Origin of the sequence: Rhodococcus sp. SBT000017, from assembly GCF_003688915.1 — a bacterium.
In the GTDB taxonomy this organism is placed as follows: Bacteria; Actinomycetota; Actinomycetes; order Mycobacteriales; family Mycobacteriaceae; genus Rhodococcoides.
The window spans coordinates 3238150-3253093 of record NZ_REFU01000001.1 but is presented as its reverse complement, the minus strand read 5'-3'; the positions used below and the strand labels follow the sequence as shown (position 1 = coordinate 3253093).

Annotated in this window: 13 protein-coding genes and 1 pseudogene; 9 read left to right on the top strand and 5 right to left on the bottom strand. The window is 65.6% G+C overall.

Annotated elements, in window-relative coordinates; all coding sequences use genetic code 11:
• Positions 1 to 305: 305 nt before the first annotated feature.
• Both AYK61_RS15120 and AYK61_RS15115 read left to right on the top strand, forming a co-directional pair.
• Positions 306 to 1055: a DUF6319 family protein gene (locus AYK61_RS15120; protein WP_121871386.1), complete on the top strand. Its 750-nt coding sequence runs from the start codon at positions 306 to 308 to the stop codon at positions 1053 to 1055.
• A 66-nt stretch (positions 1056 to 1121) separates the two neighbouring features.
• Complete coding sequence (locus AYK61_RS15115; protein ID WP_121871385.1) at positions 1122 to 1778, top strand: serine protease; 657 nt, start codon at positions 1122 to 1124, stop codon at positions 1776 to 1778.
• Positions 1779 to 1862: 84 nt separating this feature from the next.
• On the opposite strand, the gene AYK61_RS15110 is transcribed toward AYK61_RS15115, so the two are convergent.
• Positions 1863 to 2534, bottom strand: coding sequence for a TetR/AcrR family transcriptional regulator (locus AYK61_RS15110; protein ID WP_183130294.1), 672 nt, complete (start codon positions 2532 to 2534; stop codon positions 1863 to 1865).
• A gap of 138 nt (positions 2535 to 2672) precedes the next feature.
• Between AYK61_RS15110 and AYK61_RS15105 the strand changes: the two genes are divergently transcribed.
• Positions 2673 to 4808 (top strand): MFS transporter, encoded by a 2136-nt coding sequence (locus AYK61_RS15105; RefSeq protein ID WP_121871383.1) that lies wholly within the window; start codon positions 2673 to 2675, stop codon positions 4806 to 4808.
• A gap of 174 nt (positions 4809 to 4982) precedes the next feature.
• Here AYK61_RS15105 and ilvD read toward each other — a convergent pair.
• A pseudogene (gene ilvD, locus AYK61_RS15100) lies at positions 4983 to 6697 on the bottom strand (dihydroxy-acid dehydratase).
• A gap of 234 nt (positions 6698 to 6931) precedes the next feature.
• On the opposite strand from ilvD, the gene AYK61_RS15095 reads away from it, so the two are divergent.
• From AYK61_RS15095 to AYK61_RS15080, 4 genes are read left to right on the top strand one after another with little or no spacing between them, the layout of a single operon-like run.
• Entirely contained in the window at positions 6932 to 7933 is a 1002-nt protein-coding gene (locus tag AYK61_RS15095) for an Acg family FMN-binding oxidoreductase (protein WP_121871382.1), read from the top strand.
• A complete protein-coding gene (locus tag AYK61_RS15090; RefSeq protein ID WP_121871381.1) occupies positions 7930 to 8832 on the top strand; it encodes a universal stress protein in 903 nt (300 codons plus the stop codon). Before AYK61_RS15095 ends, AYK61_RS15090 begins: the two co-directional genes overlap by 4 nt.
• Positions 8829 to 9191 carry a hypothetical protein gene (locus AYK61_RS15085; RefSeq protein WP_121871380.1) on the top strand — a complete coding sequence of 121 codons (363 nt, stop codon included), beginning with the start codon at positions 8829 to 8831 and terminating at the stop codon, positions 9189 to 9191. The genes AYK61_RS15090 and AYK61_RS15085 overlap by 4 nt, the downstream gene beginning before the upstream one ends.
• 38 nt (positions 9192 to 9229) lie before the next feature.
• Complete coding sequence (locus AYK61_RS15080) at positions 9230 to 10108, top strand: universal stress protein (protein WP_183130293.1); 879 nt, start codon at positions 9230 to 9232, stop codon at positions 10106 to 10108.
• Between the two features lies 1 nt (position 10109).
• On the opposite strand, the gene AYK61_RS15075 is transcribed toward AYK61_RS15080, so the two are convergent.
• The gene (locus AYK61_RS15075; RefSeq protein ID WP_121871378.1) at positions 10110 to 11546 is read right to left on the bottom strand and encodes an MFS transporter; all 1437 of its coding nucleotides are present in this window, start codon (positions 11544 to 11546) and stop codon (positions 10110 to 10112) included.
• Positions 11543 to 12142 (bottom strand): hypothetical protein, encoded by a 600-nt coding sequence (locus AYK61_RS15070; RefSeq protein ID WP_121871377.1) that lies wholly within the window; start codon positions 12140 to 12142, stop codon positions 11543 to 11545. Before AYK61_RS15070 ends, AYK61_RS15075 begins: the two co-directional genes overlap by 4 nt.
• Before the next feature lie 104 nt (positions 12143 to 12246).
• Here AYK61_RS15070 and AYK61_RS15065 point away from each other — a divergent pair, with 104 nt between their 5' ends.
• Both AYK61_RS15065 and AYK61_RS15060 read left to right on the top strand, forming a co-directional pair.
• Positions 12247 to 13296, top strand: coding sequence for an ATP-dependent DNA ligase (locus AYK61_RS15065; RefSeq protein ID WP_121872775.1), 1050 nt, complete (start codon positions 12247 to 12249; stop codon positions 13294 to 13296).
• Positions 13297 to 13298: 2 nt separating this feature from the next.
• The gene (locus AYK61_RS15060) at positions 13299 to 14384 is read left to right on the top strand and encodes a DNA polymerase domain-containing protein (RefSeq protein WP_121871376.1); all 1086 of its coding nucleotides are present in this window, start codon (positions 13299 to 13301) and stop codon (positions 14382 to 14384) included.
• A gap of 16 nt (positions 14385 to 14400) precedes the next feature.
• On the opposite strand, the gene AYK61_RS15055 is transcribed toward AYK61_RS15060, so the two are convergent.
• Positions 14401 to 14787 carry an SdpI family protein gene (locus AYK61_RS15055; protein WP_121871375.1) on the bottom strand — a complete coding sequence of 129 codons (387 nt, stop codon included), beginning with the start codon at positions 14785 to 14787 and terminating at the stop codon, positions 14401 to 14403.
• Positions 14788 to 14944 lie beyond the last annotated feature (157 nt).

The following is a 14944-nucleotide window of genomic DNA, read 5'->3' as shown; positions in this document are numbered from 1 at the left end:
GGACACCGATCTCGCCGAGAGTCACGCGGCTACTCGCCCGTACCCGCGCGGGGGCGACGGCACATCGTATGGACTCGACGGGCGCGCGCGAGGGCTGTCGTCTAGAGTGAGGCGCATCGGACTTCTCGGCCACCTCAATCTAAGTGTTAATCCAAGTAACAGTTACTTGCGGTTACAGTTACTTGGATTAACAGATAACCTCCTCTCGATACGCCGATCCGACGCGCCCTGCGCTGCCCCGGCCACATCTCACCTGCATATGTGCGACAGTATTCGCAAACACTTTCGAGAAAGGCCGGTAGTCGATGCCACCCCGTGGGCGCGCTGTGAACGATTCGTTGACTCCCGAGAATCTGACGACACTGGCCGCGGCGCTCGCCGAGGGACGTAGGGCCACCGTCTATCTCCGTGAACCGAACCCGAGTCTCGGCCTGCCCGACGGCACCTCGGCCAAGGTCGTGTCGATCGACGGCAACACGGTCACGATCAGCCCGAAGGGCGTCAACGACGAATTGCCCTACGAGGCCGAGGAACTGCGCATCACCCGCAATCCAGCCACTCCGCCCGCGCCGGCGAAACGCGTGGCCGCCAAGCGAATCCCGCCGTCCGCGCCTACGCAGCCACAGGTGCCCGCATCGGCCCCGGCCCCGAAGCGACCGGCCGCAGCCGTTGCACCGAAGGCCCCCACAGCACCCGTGGCACCGACTGCATCCACTCCTGCCGCTTCGACGGGATCGGCGGGACCCGCGCCGATCCAGGCGTCGCGTCGACCGAAGAAGGCGCCGGGCGGAATCAGCGTCACCATTCATGCCGGGGCCGACAACGATTGGTCGGTCACGGTCACCCAGGGCGCGAAACGGCCCACCAAAGCGCAACCGGTGAGCCCGGAGTCGGTGAGTCGCGCGGTCCGAGAGTTGGGCGATCCCACCGCACGTGACGCGGTCGAGGCCGTCATCTCCCACGCGCGCGAGGAGGCTGCCCGACGCGTTGCAGAACTGAGCCGCCAACTCGAGGAGGCGCGCACGACGCTTGCAGCCCTCGAGCAGGACGTATGAACGACTCGCTCGTGCTCGTACACCTGTTGTTGCTAGGGTTCTGCCGACACCGCTGAGAGGGAGTACATGTTCAAGAAATTCATGCTCGTCGTCGTGGGGGCGGCTGCAATCGTAGCCAGCGTCGGCGTGGGGACCGCATCCGCGGCCACTCCAGCTGCTCTCGGCGGCGGCTCGGGAATCATCGTCGGAGGCCAGGCCGAGTGCACGCTGACGACGATCGGAAACGACCGCAACGGAAACCTGGTCGGCTTCACCGCCGGTCACTGTGGCCAAGCGGGTGCCTCCATCGTTCCCGAGTACGACACCTCCCTCGGTGAGGTCGGCCGCATCGCGTTCTCCAACCCGGAATACGACTACGCCCTCATCGAATTCCAGCGTGACAAGGTCGCACCGATCAACCGCGTCGGCAACGTGACAATCTCTCAGGTCGGCCCGCCGACGGCGTTCCCGAACATCGTCTGCAAGGAAGGCCGTACCACCGGCAACACCTGCGGACTCGCGTACGGCGACATCCTGCAGTCGCAGGAGACCTGGGCTCAGCTGTGTGTCGTCGAAGGTGACTCGGGCAGCCCGGTCGTCGTCGGCAACACCCTCGTCGGCATGGTCAACGCCTACCTCGGCGTGGCGTGCTTCGGCCCCGAGGTCGGCACCAACTTCGACGCGATCCTTCGCAACGTCGATCAGGGCAACGGACTCGGCGCAGGATTCGTCCCGGCTCCCTAGATCCACCCGTTTCGGCCGAAGGCCCCGTTCGCGCACTACATCGCGCGAACGGGGCCTTCGTCGTTCGCGAGGTCCGTGCTGCTGTCAGCGGGCGCGAGAGGACGAGTCGAACGACCGAACGTCGGCAACGATGCGTTCCGCGTCGTCCGGCGCGATTCCCAGCAGCACCAGGCTCGATGTCGTCGCAGCTCCCGCCGGATCCCCGATCAAGCCGGCGTTGGTGGCGTCGAGGATCGACAACGCAATGGCCTCGATGTTGAGGATCGGTACTTCTGCAGCGAGGTACGAGGAGAACACACCCTCGCGCTGTCCTCGCCGGATGACCGCGGCGGCCGCGTCGCGCATCGGAGTCAGTAGATCGTGAATGCTGTTGTGTCCCAGATCGGATCGTGCGACCGAGAGCAATAGCCGGTACTGATCACCGACGCGTGCCAGAGCCAGCGTCTGCCGAACGAACACCGTCACCGCGGATTCGTCCACGGCCGGAATTCGGGTGAGCGCAGCCGAAATTCGTTCCGCTGCCTCCAGAGCGATACCGTCGATCAGAGCTTCGCGAGAGGCGAAGTGGGCGTATACGGTTCGCCGGACCACTCCCGCGGCGGCAGCGACGTCGTTGATGGTTGCATCGGGGTTGTCTGCCAGGACCCCTTGTGCAACATGCAGAATTCGCGCTCGGTTGGACCGGGCGTCACGTCGTTGCACGGGCGGCGCTGCTGCGTCCCGTGCAGACGAACTCGACTCCGTCGTCTTGCGCACACGACAACATCTAGCACGATCGCGGGCCGGGAGTGTGGTTGCCGCCACAAAAGATTGCCGATCCTAGACGATGCTTCCTAAGCTGCACAGCACTGTGCAAGGTGTGTCTCGCACTTTGCCAACGGGGGGGAACACACGATGACACTGCTTGCGATGACGCCTGTCCAAGATATGCACAAACCGTACCCGCGACGCTGGTCGGCGCTGGTGGTGTTGTGCCTGAGCCTGCTGATCGTGGTTATGGCCAACACGTCGCTGTTGGTCGCCGCACCGTCGATGACACTCGACCTGAGTCTGACGAGCAGCGACCTGCAGTGGGTGATCGACGGCTACACTGTCCCCTACGCGTCGTTGATGTTGCTGTGCGGTGTGATCGGAGATCGCTACAGCCGCCGCGGCGCTCTGATTCTCGGCCTGATCATCTTCGTCGCCGGTTCTGTGGCCGGGGCGCTCACCGATGCCACCCTCGGGGTGATCCTGGCCCGCATCGTCATGGGTGTGGCCGCTGCCATCGTCATGCCCGCCACGCTGTCGCTGTTGGTGGCGACCTTCCCCAAGCGTGAGCGCGCCACCGCTGTCACCGTGTGGGCGGCCACCTCGGGACTCGCGATCGCGGCCGGTCCGCTGTTGGCGGGTTGGCTCCTCGAGAGCTTCACCTGGCATTCGACGTTTCTGATCAATGTTCCGATTGCGTTGGCCGCCATCGTCGGAGCCGTCGTGCTGGTCCCACCGTCACGGGCCGTCGCCCCGGGTGCGATCGACTGGATCGGTGGTCTGCTGTCGGTGCTGGCCGTGTCGACCATCGTGTACGCCATCATCGAGGGGATGCACTTCGGCTGGACGGTCGGGCCGCTGTACTTCGCGCTCGTCGGGCTGCTGTCGGTCCTGGGCTTCGTGGGATGGGAACTGCGCCATCCCAATCCGTTGCTCGACGTCCGAATGTTCTCCTCCCGCATCCTCAGCGGTGCCACTCTCGCGGTGCTGATCTTCTTCCTCGTCACCTTCGGCGCCATCTACTTCGTGGCCCAATACCTCCAGTTCGCTCTCGGCTACGGTCCGGTGTCCACCGGCATTCACCTACTGCCGTTGGCCGGCGCAGTCTTCGTCGGATCCGGAATCACGATGTGGCTCACGCCGAAACTGGGACCGCGCATCACCGTCACCGCAGGCATGGTCGTGGGAACGCTGTCGGTCGTCTCGCTCATCGGGATCGATGCGACGGCAACGTACTCCGACTTTCTGCCCGTGCTGACGCTGCTCGGTCTCGCAATCGGCCTGTCCGTCTCGCCCTGCACCGACTCCATCATGGGCGAGTTCCCGGACAGCAAGCTCGGGGTGGGCGGCGGCCTCAACGACACCGCCCTCGAACTCGGCGGATCGCTCGGCATCGCTGTGCTCGGATCGGTGCTCGCGGCGTCCTACCGTCAGGGAATCGAAGGATTTCTGCAGACCTTCCCCGGCAAGCAACCGAACGGCCAGTACACCGGGCAGGCGGCAGAAGGGCTTGCCGCATCGCAGGATTCGCTGGCAGGTGCGGTGATCGTCTCCGACGTCATCCGCGACCAGAACGCATTCCTCAGTGGGTTCGCCGACAATCTCGAAGCCAACGCCGTCGCGGCGTTCGGTGACGCGGTGGTGCACACGAGCGTCGTTGCCGCCGTGGTGTTCGGCGTCGGCACCGTGGTCGTGGCGCTGCTCATCCCGTCCAAGAATGCGTCTGAGGTGACGTCGTCGGAGAAGATCGCGTTCGAGCCGATCGTGCCCTTCGTCGCACCGCCGACCAAGGACCCGGCAGCAGATCGGGAGGTCGCCGAGCTCGAGCAACTACTGGAGCGGCCGTCGGCGAAGCCCCAGAAATCCGGCGCACGGCATGCATTGCGAACCGCGGAGGCCACACCGGCAGCTGTGCGTACCGTGGCCGAGCCGGCTCTGGTGGACGCCGAGCTCGAGCGTCCCAGCATCTATCAGCTGGCCTCGAAGGTGTACGAGCTCGACGCCTCCGTCGCCCGACAGGCCACGGTGGACAGCAAGTCCGGCGACCGCGTCACGATCCACCAGCTCGCCCTGTCCAACCTGGCGTGCACCCGACGCGTCGAGGCCGAGGAAGCCCTCGACGCAGCGCTCGAACTGAGCGACCTTCCGGTTGCGCCCGCACCGGAGCCGACCGAACCCACCTTGCCGCTACAGACCTTCTACCAACGGGCCAGCAAGCAACACGCGAACTGCACTGCGTTCAAGGAGCGCTCGAGCTCCATGTGGGCAATGCCGCTGTAGTTTCGCCCGGCCCACCTGCTCACCCCGACCGTCCCACCTGCCCACCCCGTTCGCCCACCCCGCTGGGATCAATGCGCCTTTGTTGTGCACTGACTGACTGAAATCCACATTGATCCGGACCTGGGGCGGGCCGAACCTGGGGCGGGCGGCAGGGGGCGGGCGGGAAGGGGTCGGCTAGATCAGCACCGCACCGTTCGATGCCGATCCCACCAGCTTGGAGTACTTGGCCAGCACTCCTCGGGTGTAGCGCGGCGGCAGTGGTGCCCAGCCCTGTGCGCGGGAGTCCAACTCGGCTGCGTCGACGAGCAGGTCGAGGGTGCCCTTGCCGACGTCGAGTCGGATCTGGTCACCGTCGCGGACGAAGGCGATGGGTCCGCCGTCGACTGCCTCGGGTGCCACGTGTCCGACGCAGAGGCCGGTGGTGCCGCCGGAGAATCGGCCGTCGGTGAGCAGCAGGACGTCCTTGCCGAGTCCCGCACCCTTGATGGCTCCGGTGATCGCGAGCATCTCGCGCATTCCCGGTCCGCCCTTGGGTCCTTCGTAGCGGATGACCACGACGTCGCCTGCTGCGATGGTGCCGTCTTCGAGGGCATCCATGGCCGCGCGTTCACGCTCGAAAACTCGTGCGGTGCCGACGAAGACGTCGGAGTCGAAGCCTGCGGACTTGACGACGGCTCCGCCGGGGGCAAGTGAGCCTTCGAGGATGGTGATGCCGCCCGTCGGGTGGATCGGCTTGTCGAGTGCGCGCAGAACCTTGCCGTCGGGGTCCGGGGGTGCGATGTGAGCGAGGTTCTCCGCCACGGTCTTTCCGGTGACCGTCATGCAGTCGCCGTGCATCAGGCCGGCGTCGAGCAGAGCCTTCATCACCACGGGCACTCCGCCGATTGCGTCGACGTCGGTCATGACGTGCTTGCCGAACGGCTTGACGTCCGCCAGGTGCGGAACTTTCGCGCCGACGCGGGTGAAGTCGGCGAGGGTCAGGTCCACCTGCGCCTCGTGTGCGATGGCGAGCAGGTGCAGCACCGCGTTGGTCGAGCCGCCGAAGGCCATGACGACGGCGATGGCGTTCTCGAACGCTTCTTTGGTGAGGATGTCGCTGGTGCGGATGCCGCGTCGCAGAAGATCGACGACGGCCTCGCCGCTGGCGTGGGCGAATCCGTCGCGTCGGCGATCGGGAGCGGGGGAGATGCGCTGCCGGGCAACGACATTCCCATCGCTTCGGCGGCGCTGGCCATCGTGTTGGCGGTGTACATCCCGCCGCAGGCACCTTCGCCTGGGCAGATGGCGCGTTCGATGGTGTCGACGTCGGCGCGTGACATCAGTCCGCGCGAACAGGCGCCGACGGCCTCGAAGGCGTCGATGATCGTCACCTGGTGCTCGCTGCCGTCGGACAGGGTCGCGAACCCGGGCAACGTGGAGCCGGCGTAGAGGAAAACACTCGCCAGGTCCAGACGCGCTGCGGCCATGAGCATTCCGGGCAGCGACTTGTCGCAACCGGCGAGCAGGACGGAACCGTCGAGACGCTCTGCGCTGATGACGGTTTCGACGCTGTCGGCGATCACCTCACGGGAGACCAACGAGAAGTGCATGCCCTCGTGACCCATCGAGATACCGTCGGACACCGAAATGGTGCCGAATTCCAGCGGGTAGCCGCCGGCGGCGTGGACGCCCTTCTTGACGGCCTTCGCCAGACGCTCCAGGGAGAGGTTGCACGGGGTGATCTCGTTCCACGACGACGCGACGCCGATCTGGGATTTGCCCCAGTCTTCGTCGCCCATCCCGACGGCGCGGAGCATGCCGCGCGCTGCCGTTTTCTCCAGTCCGTCGGTGACGTCGCGACTGCGCGGTTTGACGTCTATGTCTTCGTGGGGATTCTGCGGGGTCGTCATGACTCTCCTGAGCGGTCGGCGGACGTGGATCCTCGGTCGCGTTCTCAGGTTCCGCTCCTGAGTCGCATTCACCGTCAACACTAAACCTGTGGTTGCGGGCCTCGATCGGCATGCACCCAAAGCGTCCGTCTCAAGTGCCCTCCATCGAGTGACGAATGGCCCTGTCGAGCACTACGAGCTCGGGGCGAGAGTGGGTGGAGTCACCGCATCGCGGTGGGAGTCCGAGGAGAGACGATGAACGATCAGCCGGATACGGCCGTGGTGGAGATGCTGGTGGAGCTCGCGTGTCGCGCTCCGTCGGTGCACAACAGTCAGCCGTGGAGGTGGATCTACTCCGAGCATGTACTCGATCTGTACACCGACAGCTCGCGCGTGCTCGGGGCGATAGACCCGACCGAGCGACAGATGGTGATGAGCTGCGGGGCTGCCTTGGACCACCTGCAGAAGGCCGCGGCAGCCAACAGGTGGACGGCAGAGATCGACCTGTTGCCGACCCCGGGTGCACCGGATCATCTCGCGCGTGTTCGTTTCGTGCACGACGCGCATCCCCGGTCGCACGAATTCGACCTGCTGACCGCGATCAATCGGCGGTACTCGGATCGGAGAGCGTTCGGGCCGGTGCCGAGCAATCGCGTTCTGACGCGATATCTGGGTCAGGAGCGCTACGGCACCGAGATGACCGTCCTGTCGACCGAGTCGAAAGAGACGTTGGCTAAGGCATCGACACTGAGCGCGAGCGTACGAAAGTACGACGCGACGTATCAGGCGGAGATCAGATGGTGGGCCGGGCACGCGTTCCGATCGGGAGGAATTCCGCCCGAGGCTCTGACGAACCGCGCGGATGCATCGAGGGTGCAGGTGGGGCGAGTGTTCCCCGAGCCGCACCGGGTCGCCGCGACCGTGACACAGGAGCCGGTCGAGGACGAATCCACCGTGGTGCTGCTCGAGACGCAATCGGACGAACGCCTGGATTGGCTGCAGAGCGGTCGAGCCATGTCCTCCTTCCTCTTGGCAGCGACAGCGGACGGCTTGGCGACGTGCCCGTTGACTCACATGACGGAACAGTCGGGTAGCAGGCGCTTGGTCGAGTCTCTCGCTGCACGCAAAGGCGTGGCGCAGGTGCTGATTCGAGTCGGTAAACCGATGGTCGGGTCACCGCCACCCCGAACCCCACGACACGCGGTGGCGTCGGTGCTCTCGGCACCCGCCCGCGCAACGAACAGGAGAGGATCATGATTCTCGCAGGACACCAGAAAATCGTTGTCGGCGTAGATGGCTCGCCCACCAGTATCGACGCTGCCCGCTGGGCGGCCACCCTGGCCGAGAGGGTGGATTCCCCGTTGCTGATCGCCGCGGCTGTACAGCAACCGATGTTCTACATGGGCGAGTCCGCATCGGTGGTGCCGAGGGAGGTGTGGGACGAGCAGCGGCGCGCGGCCGAACGCGTCGTCACCGACGTTGCTACCGCGGTGCTGGCCAGTCATCCGAACCTTGCCGTGACCACCTCGGTGGCGGAAGCGACCGCATGCACGATGATGGTCGGGCACTCCCGCACCGCGCGCATACTCGTCGTCGGCAACTCCGGTTCCGGCCCGATCGTGTCGGCGTTGTTCGGGAGTACGGCGCAGGAGACCTCGAACGCGGCCCTGTGTCCGGTGATCGTCTGGCGGGAGGGAGTCGGCACCGTCGACGCACCGATCCTCGTCGGTATCGACGGCAGTGCGACGAGTGAGGTGGCCGTCGAGCAGGCCTTCGATCTGGCGTCGTTGTTGGATGTGCCGATGATCGCCGCGCTTGCCTGGAGCCCGTTGTCCCAGGGGGCTGCGCTCTCCCTGCCGGGATCGCCCGACAGTGCCGAGATCGAGCGCGAGCAGCGAATGCTGCTCTCGGAATGTCTTGCCGGATGGAGCGAGAAGTATCCGGACGTCTCCGTCGAACATGTTGTGCAACAGGGTAATCCGGCGCATCTGTTGATAGACCTGTCCAAGCGTGCCGGCCTCGTGGTGGTCGGCAGTCACGGACGAGGAGTGGTTGCGAGAGCACTGTTCGGATCGACCAGCAGCAACCTCACTCGGCACGCGCGCTGCCCGGTGATGATCTGCAGGGACACGACGACGGCGGAGGCTCGACGATGACGAACGACGCACGAGCAGTGGCGGGCACCCGGCGGATGGAGACCGATTCCATCACCGTCGACAGTCCGGCATCGACAGGATCGACGGTCTTTCCGGTGACCACCGCGTCGACAGGCGGCACCGTAACCGCGGTGATGATCGCCGAATACGGACCCCTCGCCGGAACCTCCCCGGACGGACACGATCTGAGAACAGCTGTGCTCGACCGGTGGCCGGGGGTACGCGTGTTCGAGCGACGCAGCACCGGTGTGAGCGGGGCCGATCCGCGCGGCTACGAGACCTTCTACGTCGAGCTCGAATCGAGCGGATGCCGCACCGATATCGATACCGACGAAGTCACCGCCCTGTTCCACCCCTGACCGACCCGACGGCATCACCATCGAGACAGGAACACATCATGAGCAATTTCACCGACCGCGTGCTTCCCATCCTGGTGGGCATCGACGGTTCCACCGAGGCCGATGCCGCAGCGCTGTGGGCGGCCACCTACGCGGCGAAGACACATGCGTCCGTTCGGTTGATTCACGCCGTCCCCGAGGGTGATTGGTACGGATCGGCAGCGTTCGTCGACGGCGGGGCACTCGAGCGGGACCTCCGCATGATCGGGCGAAAGCATCTCACCCGTGCGGCCGGAGCGATGCACGACGTTGCACCCGAGGTGTCCGTCGACATCGTCACCGTCGACGGCACGATCGCGTCGTACCTGTCGAATGCCGACGCCGAATTGATCGTGCTGGGATCGAGGAAGTCGAGTGCACTACGAGACCTGACCCTGGGAAGCAACACTCTCCGAGTTGTCACGCACGCCCCTTGCCCCGTGCTGCTCGTCCGTAGCGGTGGCGAGAGCGTCGATCCCGCCAGGCCCATCGTGGTGGGCGTCGATGGAAGTGAGCAGTCGGATCGAGCGTTGAGTGCAGCGCTCGAGTTCGCGCACACCGTCGGTGCACCGGTGGTCGCCGCGAACTATTGGGGATTCGCCGCACAGCCGGGGCTGGGAACGGGATTCGAGGGCGTCGACTGGGTGGGTATTCGCGCTCACGAAAAGCATTGGCTCGACACGCATGTGGAGAAAATGCACGAGAAGTACCTTGATGTTGCGCTGAGCACTGTGAGCGCGCAGTCGAGCCCGACGCGAGGCTTGCGGGCGATGTCGGCGTCGGCGTCGATGCTCGTGGTGGGTTCTCGAGGTCGAGGTGCTCTGCGTGGAACGATTCTGGGATCGGTCAGTCAGAATCTCGTCCACCACGCCGACTGCTCGGTGCTGATCGTGCGGTGAGTCACGCGCTCCGACGCGAGGCAGGTGGTGGTGAGCCGATGTCGCAGTGCGGTGGGCAGTTCGACGCGTCCTCGCCGGTGCCGCGGATCAGTGCTGCCGCGATGGCTGCACCGATCACCAGCAGTCCGGCGCACATCAGCATCGCGGTGTGGAAGCCGTCCGAGAACACTTCCGGCGCAGCGTAATCGGACCCTGTGATACCGGCGAGCGCAGGCAGCGCGGCCACGGCGAGCAGTTGACTGGTGCGGGCCACGGCGTTGTTGACACCCGAGGCGATTCCGGCGCGATCGGTGGACACCGCGCCCAGAACCGCTCCGGTCAGCGGGGCCACCAGAGTGGACAATCCGAGCCCGAAGACGAGAACCGCGGGCAGAACGTCTGTGGCATAGGTGGATCCGGGCCCGATGCGCAACATCAGCAACAGCCCCAGTGCCGAGAGCAGCGGCCCGACGGTCATCGGAACACGAGGTCCGATGCGTCCGGCGATTCGCCCCGCGCGGGCGGACAGGACGAGCATGAGAGCGGTGATCGGCAGCGTGGCGACCCCGGCCGCGATGGGTGAGTAGCCCACGGCGAACTGCAACTGCAACACCAGAAGGAAGAACACGCCGCCCAGGGCCGCGTACACGGCGAAGGTGACGAGGTTGGCTGCCAGGAACACTCGTGAGACGAACAGCGACGGCGGAACCAGTGGATCGTGCGAGCGACGCTCGATCACCACGAACACCCCGGCCGCGACGACACCCAGCGCGAGGGCCAGGGTGTGTGACTCGATCAGACCGTACGTGAGTAGACCCAGCGCCGCCGCTACGGTCACCGCGCCCGGCACGTCGAGTCGGCCGGACGCGTGCGGATCTCGGCTCTCCGGAACGTGTTTCGCCGCCACCCAGACGACCACGACGGCGAGTGGAATGTTGATCAGGAACACCGAACGCCACCCGACGGCGTCGACCAACCAGCCTCCGAGCAACGGACCGACCGCCGACGCGACGCCGCCCAGCCCCGACCACAGACCGATCGCGGCTCCTCGATCCTCTGCCTTGATGGAGGCCGAGATCAGCGCGAGAGAACCCGGCGTCAGTAATGCCGCACCGACCCCCTGAAGGAGCCGCGCCGCGATCAGCACCTCGATACTGGGGGCGAGCCCGCACAGCACCGATGCGGCTGCGAACCAGACGGTGCCCCAGACGAACACCCGCCTGCGTCCCAGCCGGTCACCGAGGGAGCCGCCCAGCAGAATCAGCGAGGCCAGCGTCAAGGTGTAACCGCTCAGCGTCCACTGCAGACCGGTGACGCCCGAACCGAGATCGCGACCGATGGCCGGCAGCGCAATATTGACCACGGTGGCGTCGAGCATCGCCAGAGCCGAACCGAGCACCGTGGCTGCGACGATCCAACGGCCCCTCGGGCTCGAGAGTGCGATGCCCTCAGCGGTCACAACCGTTCGACGCAGACGACGAAGTTGCGTGAGTCCTTCTCGAATCCGTACAGCGCCGGGTCGGGGCAGTCGTCGACGGACGAGGTGCCCTGCAGGATGGTCACGACGCGGCGGGTGTCGGCACCGGGGGTGGCGCAGTCGATCCGCTGCGCGAATTCACCGACGAGGTCCATGCATCCGCCGACCTGCCAGTCGATGTCGAGGCACAGGGCTCCCTGTTCGATGTCGAAGTAGGTCTCGTAGTAGTACTGATCGGCGTCCTCGGGGCACTCGGCCGAGGTGGGTGTCTTGGCGAAGACGACGTAGTTGGACTGCGGAGATCCGCAGGTCGCGTTGGCGATGGCCGCCTCGTCGACGGTGCCGCCCAGGGTGACGCACTCGCCGATCTCCACGTCGATGTCTACACTGCCGCCGTCGTCGATGTCGTTGGTCGGTGGGGCGGTGGGAGGGTTGGTGGTCGTGGTGGCGGGAATGGTGGCACCGGAGATCGCGACGGCGGTACCGGACACCTCCGAGGCGCACCCGCCGAGTATCAGGGCTGCGCACGACGACAGCGCGAGAACGAGAGCGCGGACCGAACGGTTGGATGACGCCATGGTGAGTCCTGCCCTCGTAGGTTCGAGCGTGCCGTGTCCATCGACCGCGCTCGTGTAGAAAATATCGGACTCGCTTGTCGGCTGCATGAGGCAGGATGAACTGCGTGGATCTTCCTCTTGCCGTGCCGGTCGCGCCGATGCTCGCCAAAGCCGCAAAAGTGGTGCCCGCCCAGCCCGAGGACGGGCCCGCGGTGTGGTCGTACGAGCCGAAATGGGACGGGTTCCGCGCCATCGTCTTCCGTGACGGAGACGAGGTGGTGCTCGGATCACGCGGCGGCAAGGACCTGGCCCGCTATTTCCCGGAGTTGGTCGAGGCGATCAAGGCCGAGCTGCCCGAGAAGATCGTCGTCGACGGCGAGATCGTCGTACCCCGCGAGAAGGGCGGTTCCACTCGCCTCGACTGGGAGTCACTGTCCGAACGGATTCATCCCGCAGCGAGTCGGGTGACGATGCTCGCGGAGAAGACGCCGGCGCAGTTCATCGGCTTCGATCTGTTGGCCGTCGGCGACGAGGACCTGACGGGGGAGCCGTTCTCGACTCGGCGCGCGAGACTGCTCGACGTGGTCGGTCCGCACCCGAGGAGTTGTTTCGTCACCTCGGCGACCGAGGATGCGGCGGTGGCCGAGGACTGGTTCGAGCGTTTCGAGGGTGCCGGGCTGGACGGTGTGGTGGCCAAGAAGCTCGATGGGCCCTATCTGCCGAACAAGCGCGAGATGATCAAGATCAAGCATGCGCGTACCGCCGACTGCGTGTTGATCGGCTATCGAATCCACAAGTCCGGCAACGGTATCGGATCTCTGCTGCTCGGACTGTACGACGGTGATGACCTGCGGATGATCGGCGGTGCGTCGGCGTTCACCGACAAGCGCCGGTTGGAACTGCTCGAAGAACTCGAACCGCTCCGACTCGGCGACGACGTCACGTACGACGGTGAAGCGACCCGTTGGAATTCGTCGAACGACCGCAACTGGATCCCGGTGCGTATCGAGCGGGTCATCGAGGTGGCCTACGATCAGATGGAAGGGGCACGGCTGCGGCACGTGGCGCGCTTCCTGCGGTGGCGACCCGATCGTGATCCGCGCTCGTGCGCTTACGACCAACTCGAGGTTCCGGTGCGCTACGACGTTGCCGACGTCATTGCCGGGGGACGATAGCCATGGCCGCGAAAACACCACCGGCGTTTGTGCAGGCCGGCGAACGTGAAGTACGGGTGTCGAGCCCCGATCGCGTGATCTACGAGGCGACCGAACACACTCCGGAGATCACCAAACTGCAGGTGTGCAAGTACTTCGCAGCCGTCGGGGGGCCACTGATGCGGGCGATCGGAGACCGCCCCACCGCGATGGAACGATGGCCCGACGGCTATCGCGACGGCATGAGATTGGCGCTCGGCCCCCAGGACAAGGAGGGTGACGGTTTCTATCAGAAGCGGTTGCCCAAGGGTGCGCCCGAGTGGATCGAGACGGTGAAGATCGCGTTCCCCAGCAAGCGCACCGCCGAGGAGCTGTGCCCGTCGGAACCGGCTGCGCTGGTGTGGGCGGCTCAGATGGGCACGCTGACATTTCACCCGTGGCCGGTGCGACGACCGGACGTCGACCATCCCGACGAGCTGCGGCTCGATCTCGATCCTCAGCCGGGCACCACGTTCGCGGACGCCCTGCGAGTGGCCGACGTGGCCCGAGAGCTGTTGGAAGAGTTGGGCTTACGCGGCTACCCGAAAACCAGCGGTAATCGGGGCATCCACATCTACGTCCGCATCGAGCCGCAGTACACCTTCGAACAGGTGCGGCACGCGGCCATCGGTCTGGGCCGAGAACTCGAACGCCGCGACGACGGGGTGACCACCAACTGGTGGAAAGAGGAACGCGGAGAACGCATCTTCATCGACTACAACCAGAACAACCGTGACCGAACCATCGCCAGCGCGTGGAGTCTGCGAGCTCGACCGGGCGCGACGGTGAGCACCCCGATGGCGTGGTCACAGTTGGCCGACGTCACCGACCCGCGTGAATACAACCTCGTCACGGTGCCGGAGCTGATTCGGGACGGAGACCCGTGGGCCGATATGGACGAGCAGGCCTACTCCCTCGAACCCCTTCTGCAGTTGTGGGAAACACTGCCCGGTGGGGAGCTGAACTTCCCGCCGGATTACCCCAAGATGCCCGGCGAACCGCCACGAGTGCAGCCCTCGAAAAAGGTTGCCGAGCACTGGGATGCGGAGGGTAATCGTACGGACAGCTGATCCTCGAGCGGGTCGATCACGCTGTGCCCACGTGTCGTTTGGCTTCTCGGTCGGCTTTGATGCCGCTCAGTGTCAGGATGACGGCTCCGCCGAGCGCCAGTGCCACCGAGAGCGTCAGCATCGCCGTGGCGGGGACGGAACCCAGAGCGAGTAGCCCCGCGATCAGTGCCGACGAGGCAAGGCAGTGGGTGGCACCCGCCATCATGTAGGGATATGCGGCTCGATGGCCGGCGACCCAGGCTTCCTTGCTGGACTTGGTTGCCCGTGTCTTGATGCCGATCAGCGAATTCGGTTCCTGATCAGGCCCTTTGGTCACCAGCGCTGTGGCGAATACCGTCAGCGACAACACGAACAGTGTCAGCGCGATCGCTCCCGTTACCGCGCGCGCGGATTCTGCGTCCACATTCGATCCCCTCTACCTCGGTCGCTATAGCCTCGCTGCAGCATACCGTCCGGTCGGCTTCAGTGGTGTGTGGATTCTTCCAGCGTCGAGACGGTGAACGACGGCGCACGTGCCCTGTCGCCGGGCAAGGATGCACACTACGGTGCCGAATCGACGG